27 protein-coding genes are annotated in these 25,599 nt (G+C 71.6%); 10 read left to right on the top strand and 17 right to left on the bottom strand.

Annotated features, from left to right (window positions below; all coding sequences use genetic code 11):
• Positions 1–32: 32 nt before the first annotated feature.
• The gene (locus FCH28_RS22165; RefSeq protein WP_136741824.1) at positions 33–1,682 is read right to left on the bottom strand and encodes a solute symporter family protein; all 1,650 of its coding nucleotides are present in this window, start codon (positions 1,680–1,682) and stop codon (positions 33–35) included.
• Complete coding sequence (locus FCH28_RS22160) at positions 1,679–2,023, bottom strand: DUF485 domain-containing protein (protein WP_136741823.1); 345 nt, start codon at positions 2,021–2,023, stop codon at positions 1,679–1,681. The genes FCH28_RS22165 and FCH28_RS22160 overlap by 4 nt, the downstream gene beginning before the upstream one ends.
• 198 nt (positions 2,024–2,221) lie before the next feature.
• Here FCH28_RS22160 and FCH28_RS22155 point away from each other — a divergent pair, with 198 nt between their 5' ends.
• Together FCH28_RS22155 and FCH28_RS22150 are read left to right on the top strand one after the other, a co-directional pair.
• A complete protein-coding gene (locus tag FCH28_RS22155) occupies positions 2,222–2,416 on the top strand; it encodes a hypothetical protein (RefSeq protein WP_136741822.1) in 195 nt (64 codons plus the stop codon).
• Positions 2,417–2,673: 257 nt separating this feature from the next.
• Complete coding sequence (locus tag FCH28_RS22150) at positions 2,674–4,188, top strand: S8 family serine peptidase (RefSeq protein ID WP_136741821.1); 1,515 nt, start codon at positions 2,674–2,676, stop codon at positions 4,186–4,188.
• Positions 4,189–4,222: 34 nt separating this feature from the next.
• Here the strand turns inward: FCH28_RS22150 and FCH28_RS22145 are convergent, their stop codons facing one another.
• The 6 genes from FCH28_RS22145 to FCH28_RS22120 form a co-directional block, all read right to left on the bottom strand.
• The gene (locus tag FCH28_RS22145) at positions 4,223–4,912 is read right to left on the bottom strand and encodes a lysoplasmalogenase (RefSeq protein ID WP_136741820.1); all 690 of its coding nucleotides are present in this window, start codon (positions 4,910–4,912) and stop codon (positions 4,223–4,225) included.
• Positions 4,909–5,799 (bottom strand): sterol desaturase family protein, encoded by an 891-nt coding sequence (locus FCH28_RS22140; protein ID WP_136741819.1) that lies wholly within the window; start codon positions 5,797–5,799, stop codon positions 4,909–4,911. Before FCH28_RS22140 ends, FCH28_RS22145 begins: the two co-directional genes overlap by 4 nt.
• A 120-nt stretch (positions 5,800–5,919) precedes the next feature.
• Positions 5,920–7,164, bottom strand: a complete 1,245-nt coding sequence (locus FCH28_RS22135) for an amidohydrolase family protein (RefSeq protein WP_136741818.1) — start codon at positions 7,162–7,164, stop codon at positions 5,920–5,922.
• The gene (locus tag FCH28_RS22130; RefSeq protein WP_136741817.1) at positions 7,157–8,467 is read right to left on the bottom strand and encodes an amidohydrolase family protein; all 1,311 of its coding nucleotides are present in this window, start codon (positions 8,465–8,467) and stop codon (positions 7,157–7,159) included. Before FCH28_RS22130 ends, FCH28_RS22135 begins: the two co-directional genes overlap by 8 nt.
• Complete coding sequence (locus FCH28_RS22125; RefSeq protein ID WP_136741894.1) at positions 8,464–9,444, bottom strand: SDR family NAD(P)-dependent oxidoreductase; 981 nt, start codon at positions 9,442–9,444, stop codon at positions 8,464–8,466. Before FCH28_RS22125 ends, FCH28_RS22130 begins: the two co-directional genes overlap by 4 nt.
• A gap of 31 nt (positions 9,445–9,475) precedes the next feature.
• Positions 9,476–10,294, bottom strand: a complete 819-nt coding sequence (locus tag FCH28_RS22120; RefSeq protein WP_136741816.1) for an acetoacetate decarboxylase family protein — start codon at positions 10,292–10,294, stop codon at positions 9,476–9,478.
• 150 nt (positions 10,295–10,444) lie between these two features.
• Between FCH28_RS22120 and FCH28_RS22115 the strand changes: the two genes are divergently transcribed.
• The 6 genes from FCH28_RS22115 (at position 10,445) to FCH28_RS22090 (ending at position 16,537) form a co-directional block, all read left to right on the top strand.
• Complete coding sequence (locus FCH28_RS22115; protein WP_136741815.1) at positions 10,445–11,077, top strand: TetR/AcrR family transcriptional regulator; 633 nt, start codon at positions 10,445–10,447, stop codon at positions 11,075–11,077.
• Between the two features lie 435 nt (positions 11,078–11,512).
• Positions 11,513–12,547 (top strand): DEDDh family exonuclease, encoded by a 1,035-nt coding sequence (locus FCH28_RS22110; RefSeq protein ID WP_246103068.1) that lies wholly within the window; start codon positions 11,513–11,515, stop codon positions 12,545–12,547.
• 93 nt (positions 12,548–12,640) lie between these two features.
• Positions 12,641–12,874 carry a hypothetical protein gene (locus FCH28_RS22105; RefSeq protein WP_136741814.1) on the top strand — a complete coding sequence of 78 codons (234 nt, stop codon included), beginning with the start codon at positions 12,641–12,643 and terminating at the stop codon, positions 12,872–12,874.
• A 177-nt stretch (positions 12,875–13,051) separates the two neighbouring features.
• Positions 13,052–13,963, top strand: coding sequence for an SURF1 family cytochrome oxidase biogenesis protein (locus tag FCH28_RS22100; protein ID WP_136741813.1), 912 nt, complete (start codon positions 13,052–13,054; stop codon positions 13,961–13,963).
• Between the two features lie 29 nt (positions 13,964–13,992).
• On the top strand, positions 13,993–15,777 hold the full coding sequence (locus tag FCH28_RS22095) for a glycoside hydrolase family 15 protein (RefSeq protein ID WP_136741812.1): 1,785 nt from the start codon (positions 13,993–13,995) through the stop codon (positions 15,775–15,777).
• A gap of 4 nt (positions 15,778–15,781) precedes the next feature.
• Positions 15,782–16,537 (top strand): SDR family oxidoreductase, encoded by a 756-nt coding sequence (locus FCH28_RS22090; RefSeq protein ID WP_136741811.1) that lies wholly within the window; start codon positions 15,782–15,784, stop codon positions 16,535–16,537.
• Positions 16,538–16,801: 264 nt separating this feature from the next.
• Here FCH28_RS22090 and amaP read toward each other — a convergent pair whose 3' ends face one another.
• The 5 genes from amaP to FCH28_RS22065 are packed head-to-tail and all read right to left on the bottom strand — an operon-like array spanning position 16,802 to position 19,168.
• Positions 16,802–17,407: an alkaline shock response membrane anchor protein AmaP gene (amaP, locus tag FCH28_RS22085; RefSeq protein ID WP_136741810.1), complete on the bottom strand. Its 606-nt coding sequence runs from the start codon at positions 17,405–17,407 to the stop codon at positions 16,802–16,804.
• Between the two features lie 7 nt (positions 17,408–17,414).
• Complete coding sequence (locus FCH28_RS22080; RefSeq protein WP_136741809.1) at positions 17,415–18,083, bottom strand: DUF6286 domain-containing protein; 669 nt, start codon at positions 18,081–18,083, stop codon at positions 17,415–17,417.
• Positions 18,080–18,472, bottom strand: a complete 393-nt coding sequence (locus tag FCH28_RS22075) for an Asp23/Gls24 family envelope stress response protein (protein ID WP_136741808.1) — start codon at positions 18,470–18,472, stop codon at positions 18,080–18,082. The genes FCH28_RS22080 and FCH28_RS22075 overlap by 4 nt, the downstream gene beginning before the upstream one ends.
• Before the next feature lie 6 nt (positions 18,473–18,478).
• Positions 18,479–18,676 carry a hypothetical protein gene (locus FCH28_RS22070; RefSeq protein WP_136741807.1) on the bottom strand — a complete coding sequence of 66 codons (198 nt, stop codon included), beginning with the start codon at positions 18,674–18,676 and terminating at the stop codon, positions 18,479–18,481.
• Positions 18,677–18,712: 36 nt separating this feature from the next.
• Positions 18,713–19,168, bottom strand: coding sequence for an Asp23/Gls24 family envelope stress response protein (locus FCH28_RS22065; protein WP_136741806.1), 456 nt, complete (start codon positions 19,166–19,168; stop codon positions 18,713–18,715).
• Positions 19,169–19,353: 185 nt separating this feature from the next.
• On the opposite strand from FCH28_RS22065, the gene FCH28_RS22060 reads away from it, so the two are divergent.
• Positions 19,354–20,148 (top strand): hypothetical protein, encoded by a 795-nt coding sequence (locus tag FCH28_RS22060; RefSeq protein ID WP_136741805.1) that lies wholly within the window; start codon positions 19,354–19,356, stop codon positions 20,146–20,148.
• 21 nt (positions 20,149–20,169) lie between these two features.
• Here FCH28_RS22060 and FCH28_RS22055 read toward each other — a convergent pair whose 3' ends face one another.
• The 3 genes from FCH28_RS22055 to FCH28_RS22045 all read right to left on the bottom strand — a co-directional run bounded on the left by FCH28_RS22055 (position 20,170) and on the right by FCH28_RS22045 (position 23,229).
• A complete protein-coding gene (locus FCH28_RS22055; protein WP_136741804.1) occupies positions 20,170–20,949 on the bottom strand; it encodes an enoyl-CoA hydratase/isomerase family protein in 780 nt (259 codons plus the stop codon).
• A gap of 113 nt (positions 20,950–21,062) precedes the next feature.
• On the bottom strand, positions 21,063–21,284 hold the full coding sequence (locus tag FCH28_RS22050) for a helix-turn-helix domain-containing protein (RefSeq protein ID WP_030366669.1): 222 nt from the start codon (positions 21,282–21,284) through the stop codon (positions 21,063–21,065).
• 346 nt (positions 21,285–21,630) lie between these two features.
• Positions 21,631–23,229, bottom strand: a complete 1,599-nt coding sequence (locus FCH28_RS22045) for an ABC-F family ATP-binding cassette domain-containing protein (RefSeq protein WP_136741802.1) — start codon at positions 23,227–23,229, stop codon at positions 21,631–21,633.
• A 321-nt stretch (positions 23,230–23,550) separates the two neighbouring features.
• Between FCH28_RS22045 and FCH28_RS22040 the strand changes: the two genes are divergently transcribed.
• Positions 23,551–23,970, top strand: a complete 420-nt coding sequence (locus FCH28_RS22040; protein ID WP_136741801.1) for a VOC family protein — start codon at positions 23,551–23,553, stop codon at positions 23,968–23,970.
• Between the two features lie 40 nt (positions 23,971–24,010).
• Here the strand turns inward: FCH28_RS22040 and FCH28_RS22035 are convergent, their stop codons facing one another.
• Entirely contained in the window at positions 24,011–25,462 is a 1,452-nt protein-coding gene (locus tag FCH28_RS22035) for a hypothetical protein (protein ID WP_169314218.1), read from the bottom strand.
• Positions 25,463–25,599 lie beyond the last annotated feature (137 nt).

Raw genomic sequence — 25,599 nt, 5'->3', positions numbered from 1 at the left:
CGCCACCCCGCCCGGGGAGCTGTAGGGACGGCTCAGTGCGCTCCGGTCCCGGTCAGCGAGCGGACCTCCAGCTCGGCGTATTTCCTGACGTCCGGTTCCTCCTTGGAGAGGAGCGAGCCCAGCCAGCCGAGCAGGAAGCCCAGCGGGATGGAGATCAGGCCCGGGTTCTCCAGCGGGAAGAAGTCGAAGTCCGCGGCGGGGAACATCGACGTCTCCTTGCCGGAGACCACCGGCGAGAACAGGACCAGGAAGACGGAGGAGACGAGGCCGCCGTAGATGGACCAGAGGGCGCCCTGTGTGGTGAAGCGCTTCCAGAACAGGCTGTAGAGGATCGTCGGAAGGTTGGCGGAGGCGGCGACCGCGAAGGCGAGGGCCACCAGGCCGGCGACGTTCAGACCGCGGGCGAAGACGCCCAGGATGATGGCGACGGTCCCGATGCCGACGGTCGCCCAGCGGGCCGCGCCGACCTCCTCCTTCTCGCTCGCCTCGCCCTTGCGGAGCACGTTGACGTACAGGTCGTGCGCGAAGGACGACGACGAGGCGAGGGTGAGGCCGGCGACCACGGCGAGGATCGTGGCGAACGCGACCGCGGAGATGACGGCGAGCAGGATGGCGCCGCCGGTGGAGCCGGCGCCGCCGCCGATCGCCTCGGCCAGCAGCGGGGCCGCGGTGTTGCCCGACTTGTTGGAGGCGGTGATGGTGTCGGGCTTGATGAGGGCGGCGGCACCGAAGCCGAGCGCGATGGTCATCAGGTAGAAGACGCCGATGATGCCGATCGCCCAGTTCACCGACTTACGGGCGGCCTTGGCCGTGGGCACCGTGTAGAAGCGGATGAGGATGTGCGGCAGGCCCGCGGTGCCCAGGACGAGGGCGATGCCCAGCGAAATGAAGTCGATCTTGGACGTGGCGGTGGCGCCGTATTTGAGGCCCGGCTCCAGGAACGCGGCGCCCTGTCCGCTGTTCTCGGCGGCGGCGCCGAGCAGCGTGGAGATGTTGAAGTTGAACTTGAGCGCCACCAGGAACGTGATCAGCAGGGTGCCGGCGATCAGCAGCACCGCCTTGACCATCTGGACCCAGGTGGTGCCCTTCATGCCGCCGATGGTGACGTACAGGATCATCACGATGCCGACGATCACGACGACCAGGATCTTGCCCGCTTCGCTGGTGATGCCGAGCAGCAGCGTGACCAGGGCGCCGGCGCCCGCCATCTGGGCGAGCAGGTAGAAGATCGAAACGACGATGGTCGAGGTGCCGGCGGCCGTACGGACCGGTCGCTGGCGCATCCGGTAGGCGAGGACGTCGCCCATGGTGAACCGGCCGGAGTTGCGCAGCGGTTCGGCGACCAGGAGGAGGGCGACGAGCCAGGCCACGAGGAAGCCGATGGAGTAGAGGAAGCCGTCGTAGCCGAAGAGGGCGATGACGCCGGCGATCCCGAGGAAGGACGCCGCGGACATGTAGTCGCCGGAGATGGCCAGGCCGTTCTGGAAGCCGCTGAACTGGCGCCCGCCGGCGTAGAAGTCCTCCGCGCCCTTGGTCTGCCGGCCGGCCCAGACGGTGATGCCGAGGGTGGCGGCGACGAAGACCCCGAAGAGGGTGATGATCAGGGCGCGGTGCTCCCCCGCGCCGCCGGCCGCGAGCTGGAGCTCGACCCCTTGCTGGTGCAGCTGCTGAAGGTTGCTCATGCCTCACCCTCCAGGCGGGTCTTGATGGCCTCGGCCTTGGGGTCGAGCTTGGCCGCGGCGTGCCGCGAGTACCACCAGGCGATCAGGAACGTCGTCACGAACTGGGCGACGCCGAGGACGAAGGCGACATTGACGTTGCCGAACAGTTTGGTGCCCATGAATCCGCCGGCGTAGCTCGACAACAGGACGTACACGAGGTACCAGAGAATGAAGGCAAGGGTCAGCGGAAAGGCGAACGAGCGGTGGGCGCGGCGCAGTTCGCCGAACTCCTCGCTCGCCTGGACTTCCCTGTAGTCGGGCGGCTCGTGTGTTCCCGAGTCCTTGGAGGGTGCGATGCTCACGGCATCTCCTGATACGTAGTGGCTGGTGGAAAGGCCGACGATAAAGCCTGGGTAAGTGACGCGGATCACGCATGGTAGAGGCGTGGCAATCGTTGCGACAGAGGGTCGTTGGTTGAAATCCCGAAGAGAACACCGGGAGAACCCGAGGAATGGCCGTGTCGACCGCCACCGCTCGCGGGGCGCTTCGTTGAGCCGGGTGTGAATCCGCCGCCCTCGCAGGCCCCGCAGCCGCCAGGTTCCCCCCGGCGCCCGTACGGCAGCGTCCGCCTGCCGGCACCGCTCGCCGTCGCCCCGGTGGTACGCCGGCCGGCCGGGCCGGAGCGACGCCGCTGGTACGGCCCCCGGGTCGCCCTGCCCCCGCTGAGCATCGGCGCGCTGCGGCGTCAGGCCTGAGCGGGGGGTTACGGGGGCGCGCTCCGGGGGCACGCCAAGCCAAGCCAAGCCATCGGCAACAGCCTCCCGCCCCGGGGGGGTGATAGCTTTCCGTGCGCCTTGGGCGATAGCCTGACGAGTTATCAGTTTGCCATCTCTAAAGGGTTTTTCTCCCATTCCATTGCTCCGCGTCAGTGATCGCCGATAGCTTCCCGTGTCATGCACCCGCCCGTGCGCGACCCGCGCGCGGGCGGTCTCCCGGATGATGTGGAGTACCCATGGCACATCCCCGATCCAGACGGGCGCGGGCGCTTGCCGTACCGCTCGGACTGGCTCTGACGGCATCCCTCGGCTTCCTCCCGAACGCGGCCACCGCCGCGTCGCCGGATTCCGTCCCCGCCGCGGTCGCGACCGACGGCCCGCTTCGCTCGTACGTCGTGAACACCGCGACGGACCAGGCCACGGTCGGCAAGGTGGCAAAGGCCATAGCCAAGGCCGGAGGGATGGTGATCACCGCCCATGAGCAGATAGGCGTGTTCGTCGTCCACTCGGCCAACCCGAAGTTCGCCGAGACCATACGCGGCGTGAACGGTGTGCAGTCGGCGGGCGCGACCCGTACGGCACCGCTCAAGGCTTCCGGCACCACCGACGTCGGCAAGCCGCAGAAGCTGTCGAAGTTGTCGAAGGACCAGCTCAAGGCTGCGAGCAGCGCGGCGAAGGCCAACGGCCAGGAGCCGTTGGAGCCGCTGCAGTGGGACCTTCCCGCGATCAAGGCCGACAAGGCCGCGGCGGTGAACCCCGGCAGCAAGGACGTCACCGTCGCCGTCATCGACACCGGCGTGGACGACACCCACCCCGATCTCAAGCCGAACTTCTCGGCGAAGCAGTCCGCCAACTGCGTGGGCGGCGTGGCCGATACGTCCAAGGGATCCTGGCGTCCCTACGACCCGGAGAACGACTACCACGGCACGCATGTCGCCGGTGAGATCGCGGCGGCCCGCAACGGCCTCGGCGTGGCCGGTGTCGCACCGGGCGTGAAGATATCCGCCATCAAGGTCAGCGAGCCCGAGACGAGCCTCTTCTTCGCGGAGAGCGTGGTGTGTGCCTTCGTCTTCGCGGCCGAGCACGGCGTCGAGGTCACCAACAACAGCTATTACGTCGACCCGTGGATGTTCAACTGCAAGGATGACGCCGATCAGGCGGCCATCATTGACGCGGTCGGCCGGGCCGCGAAGTACGCCGAGCGCAAGGGCGCGATCAACGTCGCCGCGGCCGGCAACTCCAACATGGACCTGGCGGCCGACAAGCTCGTCGACACCTCCAGCCCCAACGACTCGACCCCCGTCGAGCGCACCATCAACCCGAAGACCTGCTGGGACGTGCCCACCCAGCTGCCGGGCACGGTGACCGTCGCGTCGACCGGCGTCAACAAGCTCAAGTCGTACTTCTCGAACTACGGCCTGGGCGCGATCGATGTGGCCGCCCCGGGCGGCGACAAGACGCAGGTGCCGGAACTGCCCGCGAAGAACGGCAACATCCTCTCCACGATGCCGGGCGGCGACTGGGCCTATCTGGCCGGTACGTCGATGGCGTCGCCGCATGTCTCGGGCGTCGCGGCGCTGCTGAAGAGCACGCACCCGAAGTCCAGCCCGCAGGAGATCCAGTGGCTGCTCAAGGCGCAGGCGGACAACCCCGGCTGCCCCGCGGGTGACGCCACCTGCACCGGCACGAAGCATGTCAACAGCCACTTCGGCTACGGCATCGTCGACGCGCTGGACGCGGTGAAGAAGTAGGCAGGGAAAGGCCGTACGGGTAAGGCCGGTGGCTTCACCGGAGGGCCGGGTGGTTCGCCGCCCGGCCCTCTTGGCTGTCCGCGGCCGCCCGCAGCACGCAGTCGGCCAGTGCGAACTGGGCCGCCGCATAGGTGAGCATGATCCAGAACTGCGGGGCCGGCAGCTGCGGCCAGTGGGCGATACCGCTCGCGATCAAGGTGTCCGAGAGCAGGAAGAGCAGCCCGCCGAGCGCGGCCCGCGGCCCCGCCCGGAGCGAGCCGAACGCCATCGTGGTGAGCAGCAGGCTGTAGCCCGCCACCGGGATCCGCAGCTCGGGCGGCAGATCCGGCCACAGCAGGGCCACCGTGCCGGCGAGCAGGACCCCGTAGCCGGCGGCGAGCGCGACCGTACGGGACGGCCGTCCGGCCACCGGTGTCCCGTGCCGGGCGAACAGCACCAGATAGCAGACGTGCCCGGCGGCGAACGAGCCCATCCCCAGCAGGAAGACGGTGTCTCCGCCGATCTGGAGCAGGGTGTCGCCGCCGCAGCCGAACAGCAGCGCACCGGCCAGCAGCGGCGGTCCGCCGCGGGCCAGGGCGTATCCGGCGAGCACCGGCATCAGTGCGGGCTTGGTGAGCTGTGCGACGGCCGTGACGTCGCCGAGCAGCGCCGCGAGGTGCACGACGGCCAGCGCGGCGAACGTCCCGAGCAACGGTCCGGCGGCACGCGGCCGGCGCGCCGTCACGTGGCGGGCTCCTCGACGGAGGCGGGCGCCGTGCTCTTCGCTTCCCGCGCCGTCCGCTCGGCGGGCTGCCAGCCCGGCCCGCGGAACACCCGTCCGGCGCGCTCCCGCCAGCTGCCGGCGGCCCGCACGTCGCGCGCGATGGCGGCGTACTCATGGGTGGCGACCCGCAGCGGGTTGAAGGTCCCGATGTTCTTGGTGAGGCCGTAGACCGGGCGCTCGGTCTCCGCGACGAACGAGCCGAACATCCGGTCCCAGATGATCAGGATCCCGCCGTAGTTGCGGTCCAGGTAGCCGCCCTGGGAGGCGTGGTGGACGCGGTGGTGGGAGGGCGTGTTGAGCACGAACTCGAACGGCCGGGGCAGCTTGCCGATCCGCTCGGTGTGCACCCAGAACTGGTAGACGAGGTTGGTTCCGGAGCAGAACGCGATGGCGGCCGGGTGCACACCGAGCGCGATCATCGGGACGTAGAACGGCCAGACGGTCCAGGTCGTCCACGGCTGCCGGAGTGCGGTGGTGAGGTTGAACTTCCTGCTGGAGTGGTGCACCACATGGCAGGCCCACAGGATGCGGATGACGTGGTGCCCGCGGTGCGACCAGTAGTAGAAGAAGTCCTGCGCGAGCAGCATCAGCAGCACCGTCCACCACAGGACGGGGACGCGCAGCGGGGTGAGCTCGTAGACCGCGGCGTAGATCGCCACGATCGGTATCTTCCACAGCGCGTCGAACACCAGGCTCCCCAGCCCCATGCCGACGCTGGTGGCCGCGTCCTTGGCTTCGTAGCCCTCCGCGTCCTCGTCGGGATGCAGGCGATAGCTCACCATCTCCACCACGGTGAGCAGGACAAAGGCCGGGACGGACCACAACACGACATCGGGCAGGTGCGGCATGCCCCGCACCATAAGCGCGGTGACGGCGGTGCCGCTAGGGGTTGTTACCGAGAAGTATGTAAGACGGGGCGTCAGCGGCGGGCGGCGGCTTACCGTCGGTAGCGGGGCTCCCCCGCCCGCTCACCACACCCGCACCGCCCCGCCCTTGGCGAACGCCGGGCTCGTCGCGTCCGCCGGGACCGTCTCCAGGGGTTCGGCGAGTTCGGCGGGGGTGGGGCCGACACGGGCGGCCATGGGGGCGAGGAGGGCGAGGTCGAATCCGTAGACCCGGGCGGCGTTGCCGCTGAGCATGGCGGTGACCTCGGAGGGCGGGAGGCCGGCGTAGGCGAGGCGGAGCGCCTCGCGGGAGTAGGGGTGGGTGCCCTCGTCGTGGGGGTAGTCGCTGCCCCACATGATCTTGTCCAGGCCGATGCGGTGGCGGAGCGGTACCTCGTGCGGGCGCATGAAGCTGGCGCCGACATAGCAGTGATCGCGCCAGATGTCGGCCGGGGCCGCGCCCATCTTCTCCGCCAGGCCCGCGCCGAACCGGGACTCGGCGGTGACGCTCCGGGCGGCGGCCGTCACCAGGCGGCCGTGGTAGTAGTCGAGCATTTCCAGGACGCCGGGGATCCAGCCCGATCCCTGTTCGGTGAGGACGAGCTTGAGCCCCGGGTGGCGACGGAAGGCTCCGCCGAAGATCAGGTGCCACAGGGCGCGGTGCGAGAACCAGGTGGTCTCGACCATGAAGACGGCACGGGCGGCGGGGTCGTCGCCGAGCGGCGGGGAGGCCGAGCCGCCGTGGTGGTTGACGGGGACGTCGAGTTCGGCGCAGACCGCCCAGAGGGGGTCGTAGACCTCGGAGTGGAGTTCGGGCAGGCCGGAACCCGGCGGGGTGCCGGGAAGCATGATGCCGCCGGTGAGGCCGGCTTCCTTCGCCCGGCGGACTTCGCGGACGGCCTGATCCACGTCGTTGAGGAGGATCTGCGCGACGCCGGCCCGGCGGCCCGGGGCCTGTGCGCAGAAGTCGGCGAGCCAGCGGTTGTGCGCACGCAGCCCGGCCCAGCGCCGCTCGAAGTCCTCGCGGGTGGCGGGCGGCGCCATCAGGGACGCGGAGGGGAAGAACGGCGGGATGGTGTTCGGGAAGATGACTTCGGCGACGATGCCGTCCGCCTCCATCTCGGCCAGGCGGCGGTCGGAGTTCCAGTTGCGGTCGGCCGTGTCGGCGAGCAGGTCCTCGTGCGGATTGATGTAGGTGGCCGCCCAGGCGTCGAAGTCGTCGTGGTGGCGGGCCGCCAAGTACGGCTTGTAGTCGAGGAGATCGGCGCCGGCGTGGCAGTCGGCGGAGATGACGGTGTACCGCTCGTCGGCGGTCCCGGTCTCAGACATTGCCCACACCTCCGTACGGGTCGCCCACACCTACGTAGGGGAAGTCGCATCCGGTCAGCCAGTGCCGGCCGGTCTCCCTGGCGCGGCGCCAGGACGCCTCGACCGGGCCCTGGTCGGCGGGCTGGCCGAGGTCGGCGGGGGTGGGCCCGATCCGTCGGGCCACCGGGGCCAGCGCGGCACGGTCGAAGCCGAAGATCTCGGCGGCGGATTCGCCGAGCATCCGGCGGGTCTCGCCGACGGGGATGTCGTGGAAGGTTCTGCGCAGCCAGTCCCCGGTGTGCGGCCAGGTGCCTTCGGGGTGCGGGTAGTCCGAGCCCCAGAGGATGTTGTCGACGCCGATCTCGTAGCGCTGGGCGAGTTCGCGGCGTTTGGTGTTGGTGGCGCAGATGAAGATATTGCGGTCCAGGTAGGCGTGCGGCGGACGCTTGAGCTCGGAGAACGGCGAGAGTTTCTTGCCGCCGTGCGCGCCGAGATAGAGCCGGTCCATGAACCAGAGGAGGTTGGGCAGCCACCAGCAGCCGGATTCGGCCACGCCGAAGCGCAGGTCCGGGTGGCGCTCGAAGACACCGGACCAGAGCATGAACCACAGCGGGCGGGCCGGCCACCAGGTGACCTCGGAGACGAAGATGCCGAGGTGGTCGCCGTACTCCTGGCGGGGTGCGGCGCCGGAGTGGGTGATGACCGGCATCCGCGCCTCGGCGGCGGCCGCCCAGACCGGGTCGTAACGGCGGTCGTGGTAGGGCGCCTCGTCCCCCCACATCGCGGGGATCATCAGCGCGCCCAGGCCGGATTCCCTGGCCCGGTGGATCTCGGCGACGGCCCGGTCGACGTCCCCCGTGATGGGCAGCAGCGCCACACCGCAGTGGCGTTCGGGTTCGTGCGCGCAGAGTTCGGCCAGCCAGCGGTTGTGCGCCTGGGCACCCGCCATGCCCAACTCGGGGTCCAGGTCGCCGGAGAGACCGAGCCCGACGCCGAAGGGCGCGGCGGTCCCGCTGTCGACGGCGTCCGCGTCGGGGAAGACGACCTCGGCCGCCACCCCGTCGCCGTCCAGTTCCTTGCTGCGGCGGGCCGGGTCCCAGCCGCCGCGCAGCCCTTCCTCGTGCTCGCGGAACCAGTTCTCGGCGAAGGCCTCGTTGCGGACGCCGAGGCGGGTCATCGCGGCGCGGCGGGCGTCCCGCTGGCCGAGGAACTCGTCGAAGTCGCGGTGGAACCGGGCGTCCAGATAGGGCCGGTACTCCTCGGTGGGCAGCCCGGCGTGGCAGTCGGAGGAGATGATCAGGTACGGGTCGTCGTCGGCCGTCATCGGTCGGCCCTCCCAGTCGGTGGGGTGCTCGGTCGTCCCTCGGTCTTCTCTTGGTTGTCGTCGGGCTCTTGGTTCTCGTCGGGCTCTTGGTTCTCGTCGAGGATGAAGTTCTCCAGGTACGCCGGGGCCGCGCGGTCGAGCAGGGCGCGGGCCCTGGCCCGGATCTGGGCGTCGGTGTGCGCGCTCGGCGGCAGCATCCAGAAGCGGTCGGCCCGGATGCCGTCGACGACCTGCTCCGCGACGTCCTCGACCGGGGTGAACTCGATCTCCCGCCCGGCCTCCCGCATCGCCGCCTCCCACTGCGCCAGGCTCCGGTACGGGGTGCGGCGCGGCCGGGACTTGGCGTAGCGCTCGGGCCGGTTGCGGTGCGACTCCCACAGGCCGGTACGGAGCATGTGCGGGCCCGGGAAGAGCACCGAGGCGCCGATCGGGGCGTGCTCCGCCTTCAGATGGGCGTAGAGGGATTCCGTCATGGTCACCACGGCCGCCTTGGTGACGGCGTACACGGAGGCGGTGGGCAGTGGTGCGATCCCGCCGTCCGTCGAGGAGGTGTTGACGACATGGCCGGGTTCGCCACCCGCGAGCATCCGGGGCAGGAAGCACTGCACACCGTGGAAGACGCCCCAGACATTGACCGCGAAGGCCCATTTCCAGTCGTTGGGCTCGTGTTCCCACATCCGTCCTTCGGCTCCGGAGCCCACCCCGGCGTTGTTGCACAGCAGATGGACGGCGCCGAAGGTCTGGTACGCGGCGGTGGCGAGGGAGGCGACCTCCTCGCGTACGCCGACGTCCACCGTGCGCGCCAGTACCTCGGCGCCCTCGGCCATCAGCTCGTGGGCGGCGGCGCGCAGCGGCTGCTCCTCGACGTCCGCGAGCACGACCTTCAGCCCCTCGGCGGCGAAGCGGCGCGCCATGGCCAGGCCGATGCCGCTCGCTGCGCCGGTGACGACGGCGACCTGTCCCGCCCGCAGCTCCATCAGACGCCGCCCTTCACCGGGCACCGCCCCTTCACCGGGCACCGCCCTTTCGTCGGACGCCGCCTTCGGGTGGGCCGTCGAGGATCTGCCGGGCGTCGTCGTAGCGCTGGTGGATGTACGGCAACAGGGCCCCGGCGCTGACCCGTTCGACGACCCGGCCCTTCTGGTCGGTGGTCTTCTCACCGAGGGTGATCTCGACGAGGGTGCGCACGGGAAGGTCGGCGACCGGGTCGTACATCGACTCCCGCAGGACCACGTCCCCGGTGACCCGCTCCAGCTTCCGGACCTTCTCGTTGCGCACGCAGTGCACCAGTACCGGATCGTCCTCGAACCCCGAACCGTCCACGGCGGGCAGGAACTTGAAGTAGAAGTCGGTCTTCCGGGCGGGCTCCGGGACGGGCAGCGGGCCGCTCACCGCGCCACGCACCTCGACGAAGGCGATGCCGTGCCGGGCGAGCGCGGCACGAACGACCGGGCCCTGGCGCTCGACGGTGACCTCGCCCAGCTTCTTGGGCTCGCCGAAGACCTCGCGTCCGCCGATCAGGGCCCGCTCGTGGGTCATCGGCATGACCAGCGGATACCAGCCCTCGACGCCGTCGTGCTCGGCCGCGACGGCCACCGAGCCCGCGCCCAGGGGGTAGCCGGGTAGATCGACGGTACTGATGTTGGCGCGTACGAGGGGGCGCGCGGTGGGTTTGAGCGGCGGCGGCAGTACGGCCGCGACCACGTCCGGGTCGCTCTCCCAGACGGCCACCACGCCCGTGGACCAGATGTCGGGCAGCCGGGAAGCGCCGGCGCGGGCCGCGGCGATCTCCGCCTCGGTGCGGGCTCCGTAGCGTATGCGTGCCATGTCGGACCACCTTCGATGTCGAGCTGGTCGGTGACGTGTGCCGTGTGCCGTGCAGGGTGCGCTCGGACGTTGCGCGAGGCGCCTGTAACACAGTTACACCGAGGGCGATGAAGGGTAAATAGGCGTGCATCAAAGAGAGTTGGGGGACCGATGGCGCGAAATCCGCTCACCCGCGAAGAGGTCATGGAGACGGCCGCGAGTCTGGTGCAGCAGCAGGGCCCGCGCGCGCTGACGATGCGCAAGCTCGCCGCCGAGCTCGGCACCGCCGTCACCTCCATCTACTGGCACATCGGCAACCGCGAACAACTGCTGGACGCCCTGGTGGAGCGCACCATCCAGGAGATGGGCGCGATCCGCCCCACCGGGCGCACACCGCACGCCCGCATCGTCTCGGTCGGCCGCGCACTGCGTACGGCGCTGCGCGAGCGCCCACAGCTGATCGCGATGGTGCACGAACGCGGCCTGACGGAGCGGATGTTCCTGCCCGCGCAGCAGGCGCTGGTCCACGAGGCGCACGCCGCGGGGCTGCGCGGGGAGCTGGCGGCCGAGGCGGTGCGCGCCGTCCAGTTCCAGGTCGTCGGCTTCGTCCTGGTCGAGCGCAACCGCGAGCGGTCGCCGGCACAGCACCCCAGCGAGGGCGAGCTGTGGGACTCCCCCACCGCCGGCCACGATCCGGCGCTGGCCCGCGCGCTGGCCGGTCCCGTCGACGCCGAACAGCTCTTCCTGGTCTCGCTCGAAGCCCTGGTGACGTCGCTGCTCGCGGTGGCGGCGGGGGACACGTAGCCCGGACGTCACCTCAACGAACCAGGGCACTGCACCGGCACCCGAAAGGCATTGCACGGGCCCACACCCGTGCAGGGCACTACACCGGCCCACCCCCGAACAGGGCGTTGCACTGCACCGGCCTACCCCGAACAAGGCAGTGCACCGCCCCCCAAACAGGGCACCACACCCGCCCGCCAAAACAGGGCACTACGCCCGCCCACCCGAACAAGGCACCACACCTGCCCGCCAAAACAGCGCACCACACCCGCCTACCCGAACAGCGCACTACACCCGCCCACCCCCCGAAGGGGGGTGGGCGGAGGGGAAAACGAGCGGAGGGGAAAAACCAGGGGAAAAACCAGCCAGAGGCAAAAGCAGCTCACGGCAGAAAACAGCGCTCCGTCTCCCCCGCAGTTCGGTGGCTGTCAGTGGCGGCCCGTATCCTCATTGACCATGCTCGAAGACCGCATGGCAGCAGACCGCTCGATCGCGCCGAAGATCGGACGGCAGCCGGGCCCGCAGACGCCGCCGGCTCCCTGGCCGACCGAATATCCCCAGGGGTATGCCGTCGTCGACGTGGAGACCACCGGCCTGGCCCGCGACGACCGGATCATCTCCGCCGCCGTGTACCAACTCGACGCACAGGGCGAGGTCCAGGACCACTGGTACACCCTCGTCAATCCGCAGCGGGATCCCGGCCCGGTCTGGATCCACGGTCTGACCAGCGCGGTGCTGGCCGACGCCCCACTGTTCCCGGAGATCGTCCCGGAGTTGTCCCAGCGCCTGGAGGACCGGGTACTGGTCGCGCACAACGCGATGTTCGACTGGTCGATGATCGCCCGTGAGTACGCCCGCGCCGCGGCGACCGCCCCGGTCCGCCAGCGACTGTGCACCATCGCGCTCTCCAAGGAACTGCGGCTGCCACTGCCCAACCACAAGCTGGAGTCCCTCGCCGCCCATTACGGCGTCGTGCAGGAGCGCGCCCACCACGCGCTGGACGACGCCCGGGTGCTCGCCGAGGCGTTCCGCCCCAGCCTGCGGCGGGCCGCCGAGGAGAAGCTGCGGCTGCCGCTGCTGAGCTGCCAGCCGCTGACGGAGTGGTCGGACTCCCCCGCGCCCCGGCAGCAGTCCTCCGCGACGTCCTACCGCCCCACCTCCTGGCGGCCGTCCCGCAAGCGCCCGGCGTGCCCGTACCCCAACCCCGGGCGCTACGAGGCCGGCGGCCGGCTCGTCCAGGGCATGCGGGTCGCGTTCTCCGGCGACACCTCCGTGGACCGCGAGCTGCTGGAGGACCGCGCGATCGAGGCCGGGCTCCATGTCGCGACGAGCCTGTCCCGGCTGACCAGCCTTCTGGTGACGAACGACCCCGATGCGCAGACCTCGAAGACCGCCAAGGCCCGTACGTTCGGCACGGTCGTGATCGACGAGGCGGCCTTCATGCAGCTGCTCCAGGACGTGCAGCCCGCGGCTCCCACCACACGGGCGTGACCGGTGGGTCCGGCGCCTGCGTCCGGGTGAAGCCCGGCCAACACACCCGTTCGCGCCTCGCCCCGCACCGGCCCCACGCGCACCCTGTGGCGCATGGCACGTTGTGAGGTCTGCGGAAACGAATACGGCATGGCGTTCGAGGTGCACGCGCAGGGCGCGGTGCATGTCTTCGACTGCTTCGCCTGCGCCATTCACCGCATGGCGCCGCTCTGTGAACACTGTCGGTGCCAGATCATCGGCCAGGGCGTCGAGGCCGATGGGCACTTCTACTGCGGCGCCCACTGCGCCCGCTCGGAGGGGAAGGTGGGCATCGTCGACAGAGTCTGAAACCCGGTCCGAATTCGGGGCCGGAACCGGGTCCGAAACCGGGCCGAAACCGGGTCCGGATCCGGAGAGTCCGCCACGGGGCGCCGCGGCACGGCAGCCCGTCGCCCCTTCCCAGCCCCGGCCCCCGGGCAGGACCCCCTGCCCGGGGGCCGTCGCCTCCCAGGTACCGTCGACACCGTGTACCGCTTCCTGTTGTCCCGGCAGTGGGTGATCCTCACCCTGGTGGGTCTCGTCCTGATCCCCGTCATGATCAAGCTGGGTTTCTGGCAGTTCCACCGCCATGAACACAAGGTCGCGCAGAACCGACTCATCGCGGAGAGCCTGGCCGCCAAGCCGGTCCCGGTCACCGAGCTGACCGCCCCCGGCCGGACGCTGCCCCGGGACGACATGTGGCGGACGGTCACCGCCACCGGCACGTACGACGCCGAGCACGAGGTCGTCGTCCGCCAGCGCACCGCCGCCGACGAGCAGTCCATCGGCTACTACGTGCTGACCCCGCTGGACCTCGGCGACGGCGGCACCGTCCTGGTCAACCGCGGCTGGATCACCGCGGGCAACGACCTCACCAAGTTCCCCACCGTCCCGGCCGCCCCCAAGGGCAGGATCACGGTGACCGGCCGGATGCTGGCCGACGAGACCACCGCCGACAGCGGTATCAAGAACACCAAGGGCCTGCCCGCCCGCCAGGTCATGCTGATCAACAGCGCGGAGCAGGCGAAGCGGCTGGGCCGGCCGGTGCTCGGCGGCTATATCGAGCAGACCGCGCCCGACCCGTCCGGCGGCAAGCCGGAGCTGGTGCCCGAGCCGGACCACGACAGCATCGGCCCGCACATGGCGTATGCGATCCAGTGGTGGCTGTTCGCGGCGGCCGTGCCGGTCGGCTGGGTCGTCCTGGTACGCCGCGAGCGCCGCGACCGGGCGGCGGCCGCCGAGAAGCAGGCCGCAGAGAACCAGGCAGGCGAGAACCAGGCCGCAGAGAACCAGGCAGGCGAGGCGGGCGAGGAAGCGGCGCCCGCCCCCGTGGCCCCGACAGCTGACGGGGCAGCCGCCCCGGACCCCGTAGCCCGGACAGCCGCCACCACCGAGTAGCGGGCCGACCCGGCGGGAAGACCCGCTGCGTGCACCCACATCTCGAGGACTACGCGCTCATCGGCGATCTCCAGACCGCCGCTCTCGTCGGCCGCGACGGCTCCATCGACTGGCTGTGCCTGCCCCGCTTCGACTCCGCCGCCTGCTTCGCCGCCCTCCTCGGCAGCAAGGAGAACGGCCACTGGCGTCTGGCCCCCAGCTCCTCCGACGCCCGCCGGCAGCGCTCCTACCGCGGCGATTCGCTGGTCCTCGACACCGTCTGGGAGACGTCCACCGGCACCGTCAAGGTCACCGACTTCATGCCGCAGCGCGACCGTATGCCCGATGTCGTACGGATCGTCGAGGGTCTCAGCGGCAGCGTCGAGATGCGCGGGGTGCTCCGGCTGCGGTTCGACTACGGACGGGTGGTGCCCTGGGTGCGGCAGCACGGGGGACACAGGGTCGCGATCGCCGGACCCGACTCGGTGTGGCTGCGCACCCCGAAGCGGTCCAGCACCTATGGGAAGGACTTCAGTACCCGCTCGGACTTCACCGTCGCCGCGGGCGAGCGCGCCGCGTTCGTGCTGACCTGGCACCCCTCCCACCAGCCCCGGCCGCGCCAGATCGAACCGTTCGAGGCGCTCGACACCACCCTGGAGGACTGGCACGCCTGGTCCGCGCGCTGTCGCTACGACGGTCCGCACCGCGACGCCGTGATCCGCTCGCTGATCACCCTCAAGGCCCTCACCTACGCGCCCACCGGCGGCATCGTCGCGGCCCCCACCACCTCGCTGCCCGAGGAACTCGGCGGCGTCCGCAACTGGGACTACCGCTACTGCTGGCTGCGCGACGCCAGCCTCACGCTGAACTCCCTGATCTCCGCCGGCTATCTGGAGGAGGCCGGCGCCTGGCGGGACTGGCTGCTGCGCGCGGTGGCCGGCGCACCCGACGATCTGCAGATCATGTACGGGCTGGCCGGCGAGCGGCGGCTGCCGGAAGCCGAGCTCCCCTGGCTGTCCGGATACGCCGCCTCCGCGCCCGTACGCATCGGCAACGCCGCCGTCGAACAGCGCCAGCTCGACGTCTACGGCGAGGTGCTGGACTCCTTCCACATCGCGCGCACGGCCGGGCTCCCGGCGGAGCCGCACGCCTGGAACATCCAGCGCGCGCTGGTGGACTACCTGGAGTCCGCCTGGCGAGAGCCGGACGAGGGGCTGTGGGAGATCCGCGGGCCGCGCCGGCACTTCGTGCACTCCAAGGTGATGGCCTGGGTCGCCGCGGACCGGGCGATCCGCGCGATCGAGGCGTATCCCAGGCTCCGCGGGGACGTCGAGCGCTGGCGGGCGATGCGCAGCGACATCCACCGCGAGGTCTGTGCGGAGGGCTACGACGCCGAACGCGGCACCTTCACCCAGTCCTACGGCTCGACGGAACTGGACGCCGCGACCCTGCTGATCCCCCGGGTGGGCTTTCTGCCGCCCAGCGATCCACGGATCACCGGGACCATCGACGCGGTACGCCGGGAGCTCTCCCACGACGGTCTGGTACGCCGTTACAGCACCGAGGGCCGCCCGATCGACGGCCTGCCCAGCGGCGAGGGCACCTTCCTGGTCTGCTCGTTCTGGCTCGCCGACGCACTGGCCCTGACCGGCCGCCGCGACGAGGCCCGCGCCCTGTTCGAACGGCTGCTGGCGCTGCGCAACGACGTGGGCCTGCTCTCCGAGGAGTACGACCCGGCGTCCCGGCGCCAGTTGGGCAACTTCCCGCAGGCGTTCAGCCATATCGGACTGGTGGGGACCGCCTTCGGGTTGCTGGACGGCCCCGGGGCAGACTAGGGCCATGGATCTTGGACTCACCGACCGGACATACATCGTCACCGGAGCGACCCGCGGCCTCGGCTTCGCCAGCGCGCGTGAACTGGTCGCCGACGGCGCCAATGTCGTGATCAGCGGACGCACCGAGGAGAGCGCGGCCAAGGCGGCCGCCGCGCTGGGCGAGCGCGCCCTCGGGGTCGCGGCCGACAACGCCGACCCGGACGCCGCCGCGCGCCTGGTCGCGGCGGCCCGTGAGCGGTTCGGCCGCTTCGACGGGGTGCTGATCAGCGTGGGCGGACCGGCACCCGGCACGGCCGCCGACAACACCGACGACCAGTGGCAGGCGGCCTTCGAGGCGGTCTTCCTCGGCGCGGTACGGCTGGCCCGTACGGCCGCCGCCGAACTGGAGGAGGGCGGCGTGATCGGCTTCGTCCTGTCCGGCTCCGTGTACGAGCCGATCGCCAACCTGACCATCTCCAACGGGCTCCGCCCCGGCCTCGCCGGCTTCGCGAAGTCGCTCTCCAACGAGCTGGGCCCGCGCGGCATCCGCGTCGTCGGCGTGCTGCCCGGCCGGATCGCCACCGACCGGATGACCCAGCTCGACGCGCTCTCCGGGGACCCGGAGGGCACCCGAGCGCGCAACTCCGCGTCGATTCCGCTGGGCCGCTACGGCAAGCCGGAGGAGTTCGGCCGGGCCGCGGCGTTCCTGCTCTCGCCGGCCGCCTCGTACCTGACCGGGGTGATGGTGCCGGTGGACGGCGGGGCACGGCACGGGTTCTGACGTACCGGGGGCGGGGCGGGGCGTTGGGCGGGGGCCGCGGGGTGGGGCCGTCCGGTGTCGCACCGGCGGCCGGCCTGTAGGAGGCGACCCGTGGGAGGTGACCCGTAGGAGGCGACCCGTAAGGGTTGGTCGAACGGATCCCCTAGGGGTTGGGAGGCCCCCTTGCGGGCCACAACGCGGGGGCCGTGGCGCGGTATTCCCGCGGACGGCGGGCGGCACGCCCTACCGCCGGCGGGCGGTGTTCCCGGTCCCCGTCGGCGCCCGCTAGCTGACCCGTTCCGCCCGGTGCCGCGCGCCGCGCAACCGGACGTCGGCCGGCAGCCGGTCGAGGCCCGCCGAGCCGCGGGCATGCGCCATCGACTCGTCCGCGAAGCGCAGCAGGACGGTGCCGGGGTCGGCGTGCGGGGCGAGCGTCAGGACCGCCCGCACCCGGGGTTCCATCCGGCGGCCGGTCAGCCGCACGTCGGCCCGTTCCACGCCGTCCAGCGCCTCCGTCTCGGCCACCAGGACGGCCTCCAGCGCGCGGCCGCGCAGCAGGGCGCCCTCGCCGTCGCCGCTGTCGACCAGGATCTCGCTCAGCCGGTGCCTGCGGAGCTGGGTCAGCAGCCACCACAGCAGGAGCAGGACGACGACGGCGAGAGCGGCGATGACGGTCGGCCACCACCAGCCGCTGTCCTTCCAGCGGGTGCGGTTCTGCGCGGAGAGCAGTACGTCGCCGGGCTGTGTCCAGGGCCAGCCGGCGGGCAGCCCCAGGTGCCATTTCGCGGGCAGGTCGAGTCCGCCCATCAGCACCAGCCCGCCGGTGCCCAGGAGCACCACACCGATCAGGCCCAGCAGGACCCGGTTGGCGGTTCTGCGTCCCGTACGCATCGCGCGCTCACCCCTTCTTCGGGCGCCGGACATGAACGGACAGGTGCAGCGGATGCGTCAGCCCCAGCTGCCGCAGGCCTTCGCCGAGCGCCTCGTCCAGGTCGCCGCGGACCTCGTCCAGTTCCCGGAAGTGCGAGACGGCCCGTGCCGTGACCTTGCGGCGGCCGACGGTCATCCGTACGGACTGGACCCCGGCGATCTCCATGGCGCGGTCGCGCAGCACCAGTGCGGCGGCCGAGCGGTCCAGCCCGGCCCGGATGCCGGGGGCGGTGCGCCGCATCGGCAGCAGCTCGCGCAGGCCGGGGCTGACGGCCAGCACGATCAGCCAGATCCCGATCAGCATGGCGGCCGACGCGCCGCCCAGCTCCCAGGGACTGTCCAGGTGGACGGTGTCGAGTTTGCCGGCGAGCCAGATCCGCCAGGCCATCGCCTGGCGGCCGGCGCGCACCGCGATCACGTCGTACAGCAGCAGTCCGGCGGCGCCGAGCAGCACCAGGGCGACGAGCCCGGCCGGTACGCGGCGGGCCGACCAGAAGCGCCTGGCTCCGTGCCCGTCCGCCGGGTCCGTGTAGGCGGCGGACGACTCGGACTGCTCCAGCCCGCCGCCGTCGCCGGGCTGTTTCTCGAGCGTGGGCAGTCTCCGGGTGTCCGCCGACTGCGCGTCGTCGTCGCTCATCGCACCCTCTTCCGACCCGTCGGCGCCAGCTGCGGCGAGTGCAGGCGCTCGACCTCCACCACGACCTCGGGCACCTCCATACTCGTCAACACCTTTACCCGTTCGGTGACTTGACGACGCACCACGGCGCACTGCGCGCCGATGTCGGAGGGGTAGCCGAGTTCCACGGCCAGCCGTACCCGGGCCTCGCCGAAGTGCCGCTGACCGTCATGGCGGTGGACGGTCACCGAGGCATGGGCATCGGTGTGCGCGGTGGGGGCCTCCTTGCGCAGCGCTTCGCGCGCCGCCTGAGCGGCGATCTTCGCCACCACCCGGTCGGCGATCCTGGTCGCGCCCCGCTCCTCCGCCGGTACGGGGGAGACGGCGGCGGCCGGGGAAACGGTCGCCACTCGGCCTCACCGCCGCCGGTCGTCGCGGTCGCCGGCGCGCGTCCGGAAGAAATCGCCCGGCTCCAGATCGCCGTCCAGGAACTTGCCCGCCACGAACCCGATGGCGCCCAGCGCCGCCACCAGGACGAAGGCCCCGAAGCCGCCGAAGTATCCGGCGAAGCCCAGCGCCATACCGGCCACGAGGCCGATCACAGCCATGCTCATCGTGCGCTCCTTCGCTCCCACTCCGGCCGGGACCTGCTACTGGATCCGCGGCCCCTCTTCTTCCTCTTCCTCTTCGGGCAGCTTCACATCGCTGACCGCGATATTGACCTCGACGACCTCCAGGCCGGTCATCCGCTCGACGCCGGCGATGACGTTCTCCCGGACGGCTCGGGCGACATCCGCGATGGCCACCCCGTACTCGACCACGATCTCCAGGTCCAGCGCGGTCTGCACCTCGCCGACCTCTGCCTTCACCCCGCGGGTCGCGGACGCGGCCCGGCCGCCGCCGGGCACCCGCTCCCGGACGGCGCCCAGCGTCCTGGCGAGTCCGCTGCCCATGGTGTGGACGCCGACGACGTCGCGCGCCGCCATTCCGGCGATCTTCTCCACGACGCCATCGGCGATGGTGGTACGCCCACGGGTCGCGGGATCACCGCCGCCCCGCTTGCCGCTGAGCGTCTTCACATCCGACTGCTGCTGGGTCTCGGTCATCACCGTTCATCCCTTCCAAGGGGAAAAGCGGGTTGCCTGCGTCGTTCCCACAGTAGATCCGGCAGCCCGGGGCCGCTTCGGGGATGCGGCAGCGGAGTGCTCCGTCCGCCACCGTTCGGCGCAGCTCCTGCCGTACGGGCCGGTCTGCGGCAGGCTGGGGGCAGAGTCCGGGAAAGGGGTGCGCGGTGGCTGCGAACCAGTTGGCGCAGACGGTGCGGCAGCAGCTCGGGATCGGCCGGGTGCTGCCCCTCGGTGGGCCCGAGGACGGGGCCTGGATCACCGAGCGCGCTGCCGCGGAGGTGCTGCGGACGGCGGTCGGCGGTCTGGCCGGCGTACGGCTGGGTGCGCTGCGGCTGGCCGTCGCGGACCCCGACAGCGCCCCGGAACCGGCGGTCCCGCCACCGCCGAGCGCGCTGCCGCCCGGCCCGCTGCGCATCGAGGCGGACTTCGCCGCGGTCGCCGACCGCCCGCTGCCCGCCGTCGCCGAAGGGCTGCGCGCGGCACTGCTGGCGGCGGCGGACCGCGAGCTGGGTCTGGTGGTGAGCACGGTCGACCTGCGGGTGAGCGACCTCTTGGAGGAGGGTGAGGCCGGGGGCGAGGGGGAGGCCGAGGGCGAAGGTGCGGGGGGCGGACAGGCCGGTCCGTCACCGGCGGGCGCGGAGACCGGCCCGCCATCGGCCGAGGCCGGGCCGGCCGACGCTCCGGGCGGCCGTACGGGGTCCACCGCGTCCGGCCTCGGAGGGATCGCCGCGACGGCGCTCGCCGTTCCGGGTGTGGCCCGTCTCGCCCCCGTCCTCGGCAGCCTGTCCCGCCCGGTGCGGGTCACCGACGGGCACGCCCTGATCCAGTTGGCGACCACGGCCGGTCATCGCACGCTGGATGTCGCCGCCGCGGTACGGGCTGCGGTGACATCCGCGATGCCCGCACCGCTGACGGTCGCCGTACTGGTCACGGCGGTGGAGCCGGGCCGGACGGCGTAGCGTCCGGGCCCCGGGGGGCGACTACTCCCCCACGCCCGCCAGATCGCGCAGCCGGCGCGCCTGGGCGGCTCGCTCCGCGACGCGCTGCTCCTCGTAGGTGCGGCCCGCGGCGCCGGCCAGCAGGGCCTTGGTCTCGATGACGGCGTCGCGCGGGGCGGCGGTGAGCGCGGCCGCCAAGTCGGCCACCGCGCCGTCGAGTTGGTCGCCGGGGACCACGAGGTTGGCGAGGCCCACCCGCTCGGCCTCGTCGGCGTGCACAAAGCGTCCGGTGGCGCAGATCTCCAGCGCGCGGGCGTAGCCGACGAGGGAGACGAGGGGGTGTGTACCGGTCAGGTCGGGTACGAGTCCCAGGCTGGTCTCGCGCATCGCGAACTGCACGTCCTGCGCGACGACCCGCAGATCGCAGGCGAGGGCGAGCTGGAAGCCGGCGCCGATCGCATGTCCCTGTACGGCGGCGATGGACACCAGGTCATTGCGCCGCCACCAGGTGAACGCCTCCTGGTACTCGGCGATGGTGGCGTCGAGTTCGCCGTCCGAGCCGCGCGCCAGATCGATGAACGACGGCTCGCCGTCGAACCCTTCGGGCGTGAACGCCTGCCGGTCGAGGCCCGCGGAGAAGGACTTGCCCTCACCGCGCAGCACCACGATCCGTACGTTTCCGGGCAGCAGCGAACCCGCCTCGGCCAGCGCCCGCCACATGGCCGGCGACTGCGCATTGCGCTTGGCCGCGTTGGCGAGGGTCACCGTGGCGATCGCGTCGTCCACGGTGAGCCGCACACCGTCCTTGTCGAGCAGAGTCATGAGGCGCCTCCGAGTCAGCCGGCCGCACATCGCGTGCGTAAGTGACTGAACGGTAACCTCCCGGCCGGCTGCTCGACCGACCGGGGGCACCGCTGCACTCGGAGTCGCGGTCGTCAGGCCGAGGCGGCCTTCTTGCCCCTCGTGGCTCCGCCCCGACCGCGCAGGATCACACCGGATTCACTGAGCATCCGGTGCACGAATCCGTAGGAGCGGCCGGTTTCCTCGGCCAGCGCCCGGATGCTCGCTCCGGAGTCGTACTTCTTCTTCAGGTCTGCCGCGAGCTTCTCGCGCGCGGCGCCGGTCACCCGGCTGCCCTTCTTCAGAGTCTCGGCCACCCGTGCCTCCTCGTGGGAAGTGCGCTCTGGACTCTCATGATCACCCCTCCCCGGCTTCCTGGCCACCCCTTCCCCAAGGTCCGTGCGACATCCTTTGCCGCCTAGCGCCCGGCGGCAGCGGCCGGAATCATGCATTCCGGCTGTCCCACGAGCCGTCCTGACGCCGTTTTCTCCGAGAATGGGCAGGTCAGGGCAGCTGCGACCGAAAAGCGGACGCCCGGGCCCCAGGGGGCACGGGCGTGCGCCGCAGGCTCGCCGATGTACGAGCCGTTCTCACTCAGATGATGGATCACGCGTCGGCCGAATGATCCAGACGGCCTTGATCAAAAGATCCATCCGGATTTGATCAAGCCAGCGCGACCAGATCCGCGTAGTCCTGGCCCCACAGGTCCTCGACGCCGTCGGGCAGCAGAATGATGCGCTCCGGCGCCAGCGCGTCCACCGCGCCCTCGTCGTGCGTCACCAGGACCACCGCACCGGTGAAGGTGTGCAGCGCGCCGAGGATCTCCTCGCGGCTGGCCGGGTCGAGGTTGTTGGTCGGCTCGTCGAGGAGCAGGACGTTGGCGGAGGAGACGACCAGCGTCGCCAGGGCGAGACGGGTCTTCTCCCCGCCGGAGAGCACCCCGGCGGGCTTGTCGACGTCGTCGCCGGAGAAGAGGAACGAGCCGAGCGTCTTGCGGATGGCGACCAGGTCCATGTCGGGCGCGGCCGAGCGCATGTTCTCCAGGACCGTGCGGTCCGGGTCCAGGGTCTCGTGCTCCTGGGCGTAGTAGCCGAGCTTGAGGCCGTGCCCGGGGCGCACCTCGCCGGTGTCCGGCTGCTCGACGCCCGCGAGCAGCCGCAGCAGTGTGGTCTTGCCGGCGCCGTTGAGGCCGAGGATGACGACCCGGGAGCCCTTGTCGATGGCCAGGTCGACGTCGGTGAAGATCTCCAGGGAGCCGTAGGACTTCGACAGGCCCTCGGCGGTGAGCGGGGTCTTGCCGCACGGCGCCGGGTCCGGGAAGCGCAGCTTGGCGACCTTGTCGGAGACCCGTACCGCGTCCAGCCCGGCGAGCAGCTTGTCGGCGCGCTTGGCCATGTTCTGGGCGGCGACGGTCTTGGTGGCCTTGGCCCGCATCTTGTCGGCCTGGCTGTTGAGCGCGGCGGCCTTCTTCTCGGCGTTCGCCCGCTCGCGCTTGCGGCGCTTCTCGTCGGCCTCGCGCTGCTGCTGGTAGAGCTTCCAGCCCATGTTGTAGACGTCGATCTGGGAGCGGTTGGCGTCCAGGTAGAACACCTTGTTCACGACGGTTTCGACCAGGTCGACGTCGTGCGAGATGACGATGAAGCCGCCGCGGTAGGTCTTGAGGTAGTCGCGCAGCCAGACGATGGAGTCGGCGTCGAGGTGGTTGGTCGGCTCGTCGAGGAGCAGGGTGTCGGAGTCCGAGAAGAGGATCCGGGCCAGCTCGACGCGGCGGCGCTGACCACCGGAGAGCGTATGGAGGGGCTGGCCCAGGATGCGGTCGGGCAGTCCGAGGCTGGCGGCGATGGTCGCGGCCTCGGCCTCGGCGGCGTAACCGCCCTTGGTCAGGAACTCGGTCTCCAGGCGCTCGTACTTCTTCATCGCCTTTTCGCGGGTGGCGCCCTTGCCGTTCGCCATCCGGTCCTCGTTCTCGCGCATCTTGCGGAGCACGGAGTCCAGGTCGCGGGCGGAGAGGATGCGGTCGCGGGCGAGCACGTCCATGTCGCCGGTGCGCGGGTCCTGCGGCAGATAGCCGACGGCGCCGGAGCGCGCGACGGAGCCGCCGGCGGGGATGCCCTCGCCGGCGAGCACTTTGGTGAGGGTGGTCTTGCCGGCGCCGTTGCGGCCGACCAGGCCGATGCGGTCACCCTTGGCGACGCGGAAGGAAGCGGACTCGATGAGGACTCGGGCGCCGGCGCGCAGCTCGAGGCCGGAGGCGGTGATCACGGAAAAACTCCAGGGCAGGAAGACGGCGGGTTGGACGGACGGTCCGAGAGCGGTCTACGCCGTCTAATGAACCCAAAGGAGAACTGCCATACGGGCAGTCTAACGGTGCGGGGCAAGCGCTTATTTCCGGGCGGCCTCCGAATCCGTCGGCCGGCGGGGCGGGTTGTACGGCGATCCGCCCGGCAGCTGCGGATGCGTTGTCAGACCCTGCTGCAAGACTGTGATGCAGGTCTCAAAGAGACTGCTCGGTCGAGGGGTTGTGGTGCCCTGCGCCGGCCCTCTCACCGAGTCGGTGATCTCTGCCCAGGGATGGTGAACGTCATGGCCGACGCGACCGCGAGCTCCGGTTCGCCCACGATCTTTCCGACGCTGCTCTATCGCGACGCCCAGGCCGCGATCCGGCTGCTGACCGAGGCCTTCGGCTTCAGCAGGGAAGCGGTGTACGAGGGCGAGGACGGGTCGGTGCTGCACGCCGAGCTGTCGTACGGCAACGGCAGGGTGATGCTCGGCACAAAGGGGCGCGGCGGCGTCTTCGACAAGGCGATGGGCGAGGCCGGGCCGGCCGGTGTCTACATCGTCGTCGAGGACACCGACGCGCATTGCAAACGGGCCCGGGCGGCCGGGGTGGAGATCCTCATGGAACCCACCGACCAGGACTACGGCTCGCGGGACTACATGGCGCGGGACGGCGAGGGCAACATCTGGAGCTTCGGGACGTATGCCCCGGGGGCCGCGGGCTGACCTGATGAGCCCGCCGCCCCCACCGTCCCCGCCGCGGCGCTCAGGCGCCGCCCGTGTGGACCTGGAACGCCGCGCGGCGTACGGCCTTGGCGAGCGCCGGGTCGGGATGCGCCGCGGCGAGCGCGACCAGCACCTGGACGGTGCGCGGATGCCCCACGGCGCGCACCTCCGCCAGCAGCCGCGGCACGGAGCCCTGCACCGCCGAGTCGAGGTGGCGGACCAGCAGTTGGGTCTCGCCGTGGTCGGCGACGGCCGCCGCGGTGTCCACCCACAGCCAGGTCAGCTCCTCGCGGGTGAGCACGTCGGGGGCGTCCTCGGGGTCGCCGCCCTCGTGCTCGACCAGCCACAGCAGGGCGTACGGCCGCAGGCCCGGCTCGTCGGCGGCGGCGCGGACGGCGGGCTCGGCCGGGGCGCCGACCGCGCGCAGCGCCTCGAAGGCCAGACCGCGCAGCAGCGCGTCCTCGCCGCGGGCCACGGTCAGCAGCTCCTCGACGGCTGCGCCGACGGAGCGGGCGGCGAGCCAGGCGCGGTATTCGGCGCGGGCCGGGCCGGGGGTGAGCCGGGCGCAGCCGCGCAGCATCGCCGCCGCGGACTGTTCGATATGGCCCGCCGGGCTCTGCGCGGCCACGCAGATCTGCTCCAGTTTGACCCACACCGACCAGTTGCCGAGCGGCGTCAGCTGGGCCTCGGGGCCGTCGTGGCCGGCGTGGCCGCTGTCGTACGCACCGTCGCGCGCGGCGTCCGGCGGTACCAGCGCTCCGACGGCGGTGAGGGCCTCCAGAGCCCAGCCGAGGAGTTCGGCGAGCGACGCCCCCGCGGCGTCGCTCTCCCCTCCGTCGGCGTCGGCGGCCTGGTCCTGCCCGTAGGGGACCTCGCAGCGCTCCGTGCGCAGTTCGGCGACGCGCTGTTCGAGCATGTCCAGCAGGACCGGCAGCCGGACGGGCCCGGCCGACAGATGCAGCAGGGACAGCAACTGCGGTACGGCCTCGACGACTTCGGCGACGATCGTCGGCCCGGCGCCGTCCGGTGTGGCGCGGGCCAGCGACCAGGCGTCGAACAGCGCGACCCAGCCGCGCAGCGCGGCGGCGTCGTCGCGTTCCCAGGCCCGCAGCCGCCAGCCGGGGCGGGCGACGCCGCCGTGCAGCTCGACGAGTCCGGCGAGTCTGGCGCGGTCCCAGTCGGCGCGGACCTGCTGCGGTGTCAGTGCCAGCGCCGCGGCGGCGCGTTCCACGTCGGCGGCCGGCAGTGCTCCGTCCGGGCCGGCCCGGAGGCCCGCTTCGGTGCCGCCGGCGCCGTCGGCCCAGCGGGCGAGCCGGACCGCGCCGGCCAGGACGGCGCGGGCCTGGCGCGCCAGTTCCGCGGGCGGCGGGGTGCCCTCGGGCGGGCGGGGTGCCGGGCGGGCGGCCCGGGTGGTCACCGCCCGGCGGGCGGCCGCAATCGGTTGACGGGGGACGAGTCGGAGCCGGGAGTCGCGCGGGGTACGGGACGTCACAGGAGCAGTCTTGCCGCTGTGAGCCCGAAAGCCCAATCGGAACCGGGCTTGCGATCTTTCCGGGCGGCGTCACCCTGGCGACCCATCCCCGATGTGGGGAGTTGTCCCTCTGTACGCCTGGGGGCCATCGGGACGGC

The sequence above is a fragment of the Streptomyces piniterrae genome, from assembly GCF_005048155.1.
Classification (GTDB): Bacteria; Actinomycetota; Actinomycetes; order Streptomycetales; family Streptomycetaceae; genus Streptomyces; species Streptomyces piniterrae.
The sequence above is the reverse complement of the archived record's forward strand: the minus strand, read 5'-3'. Positions and strand labels throughout refer to the sequence as shown.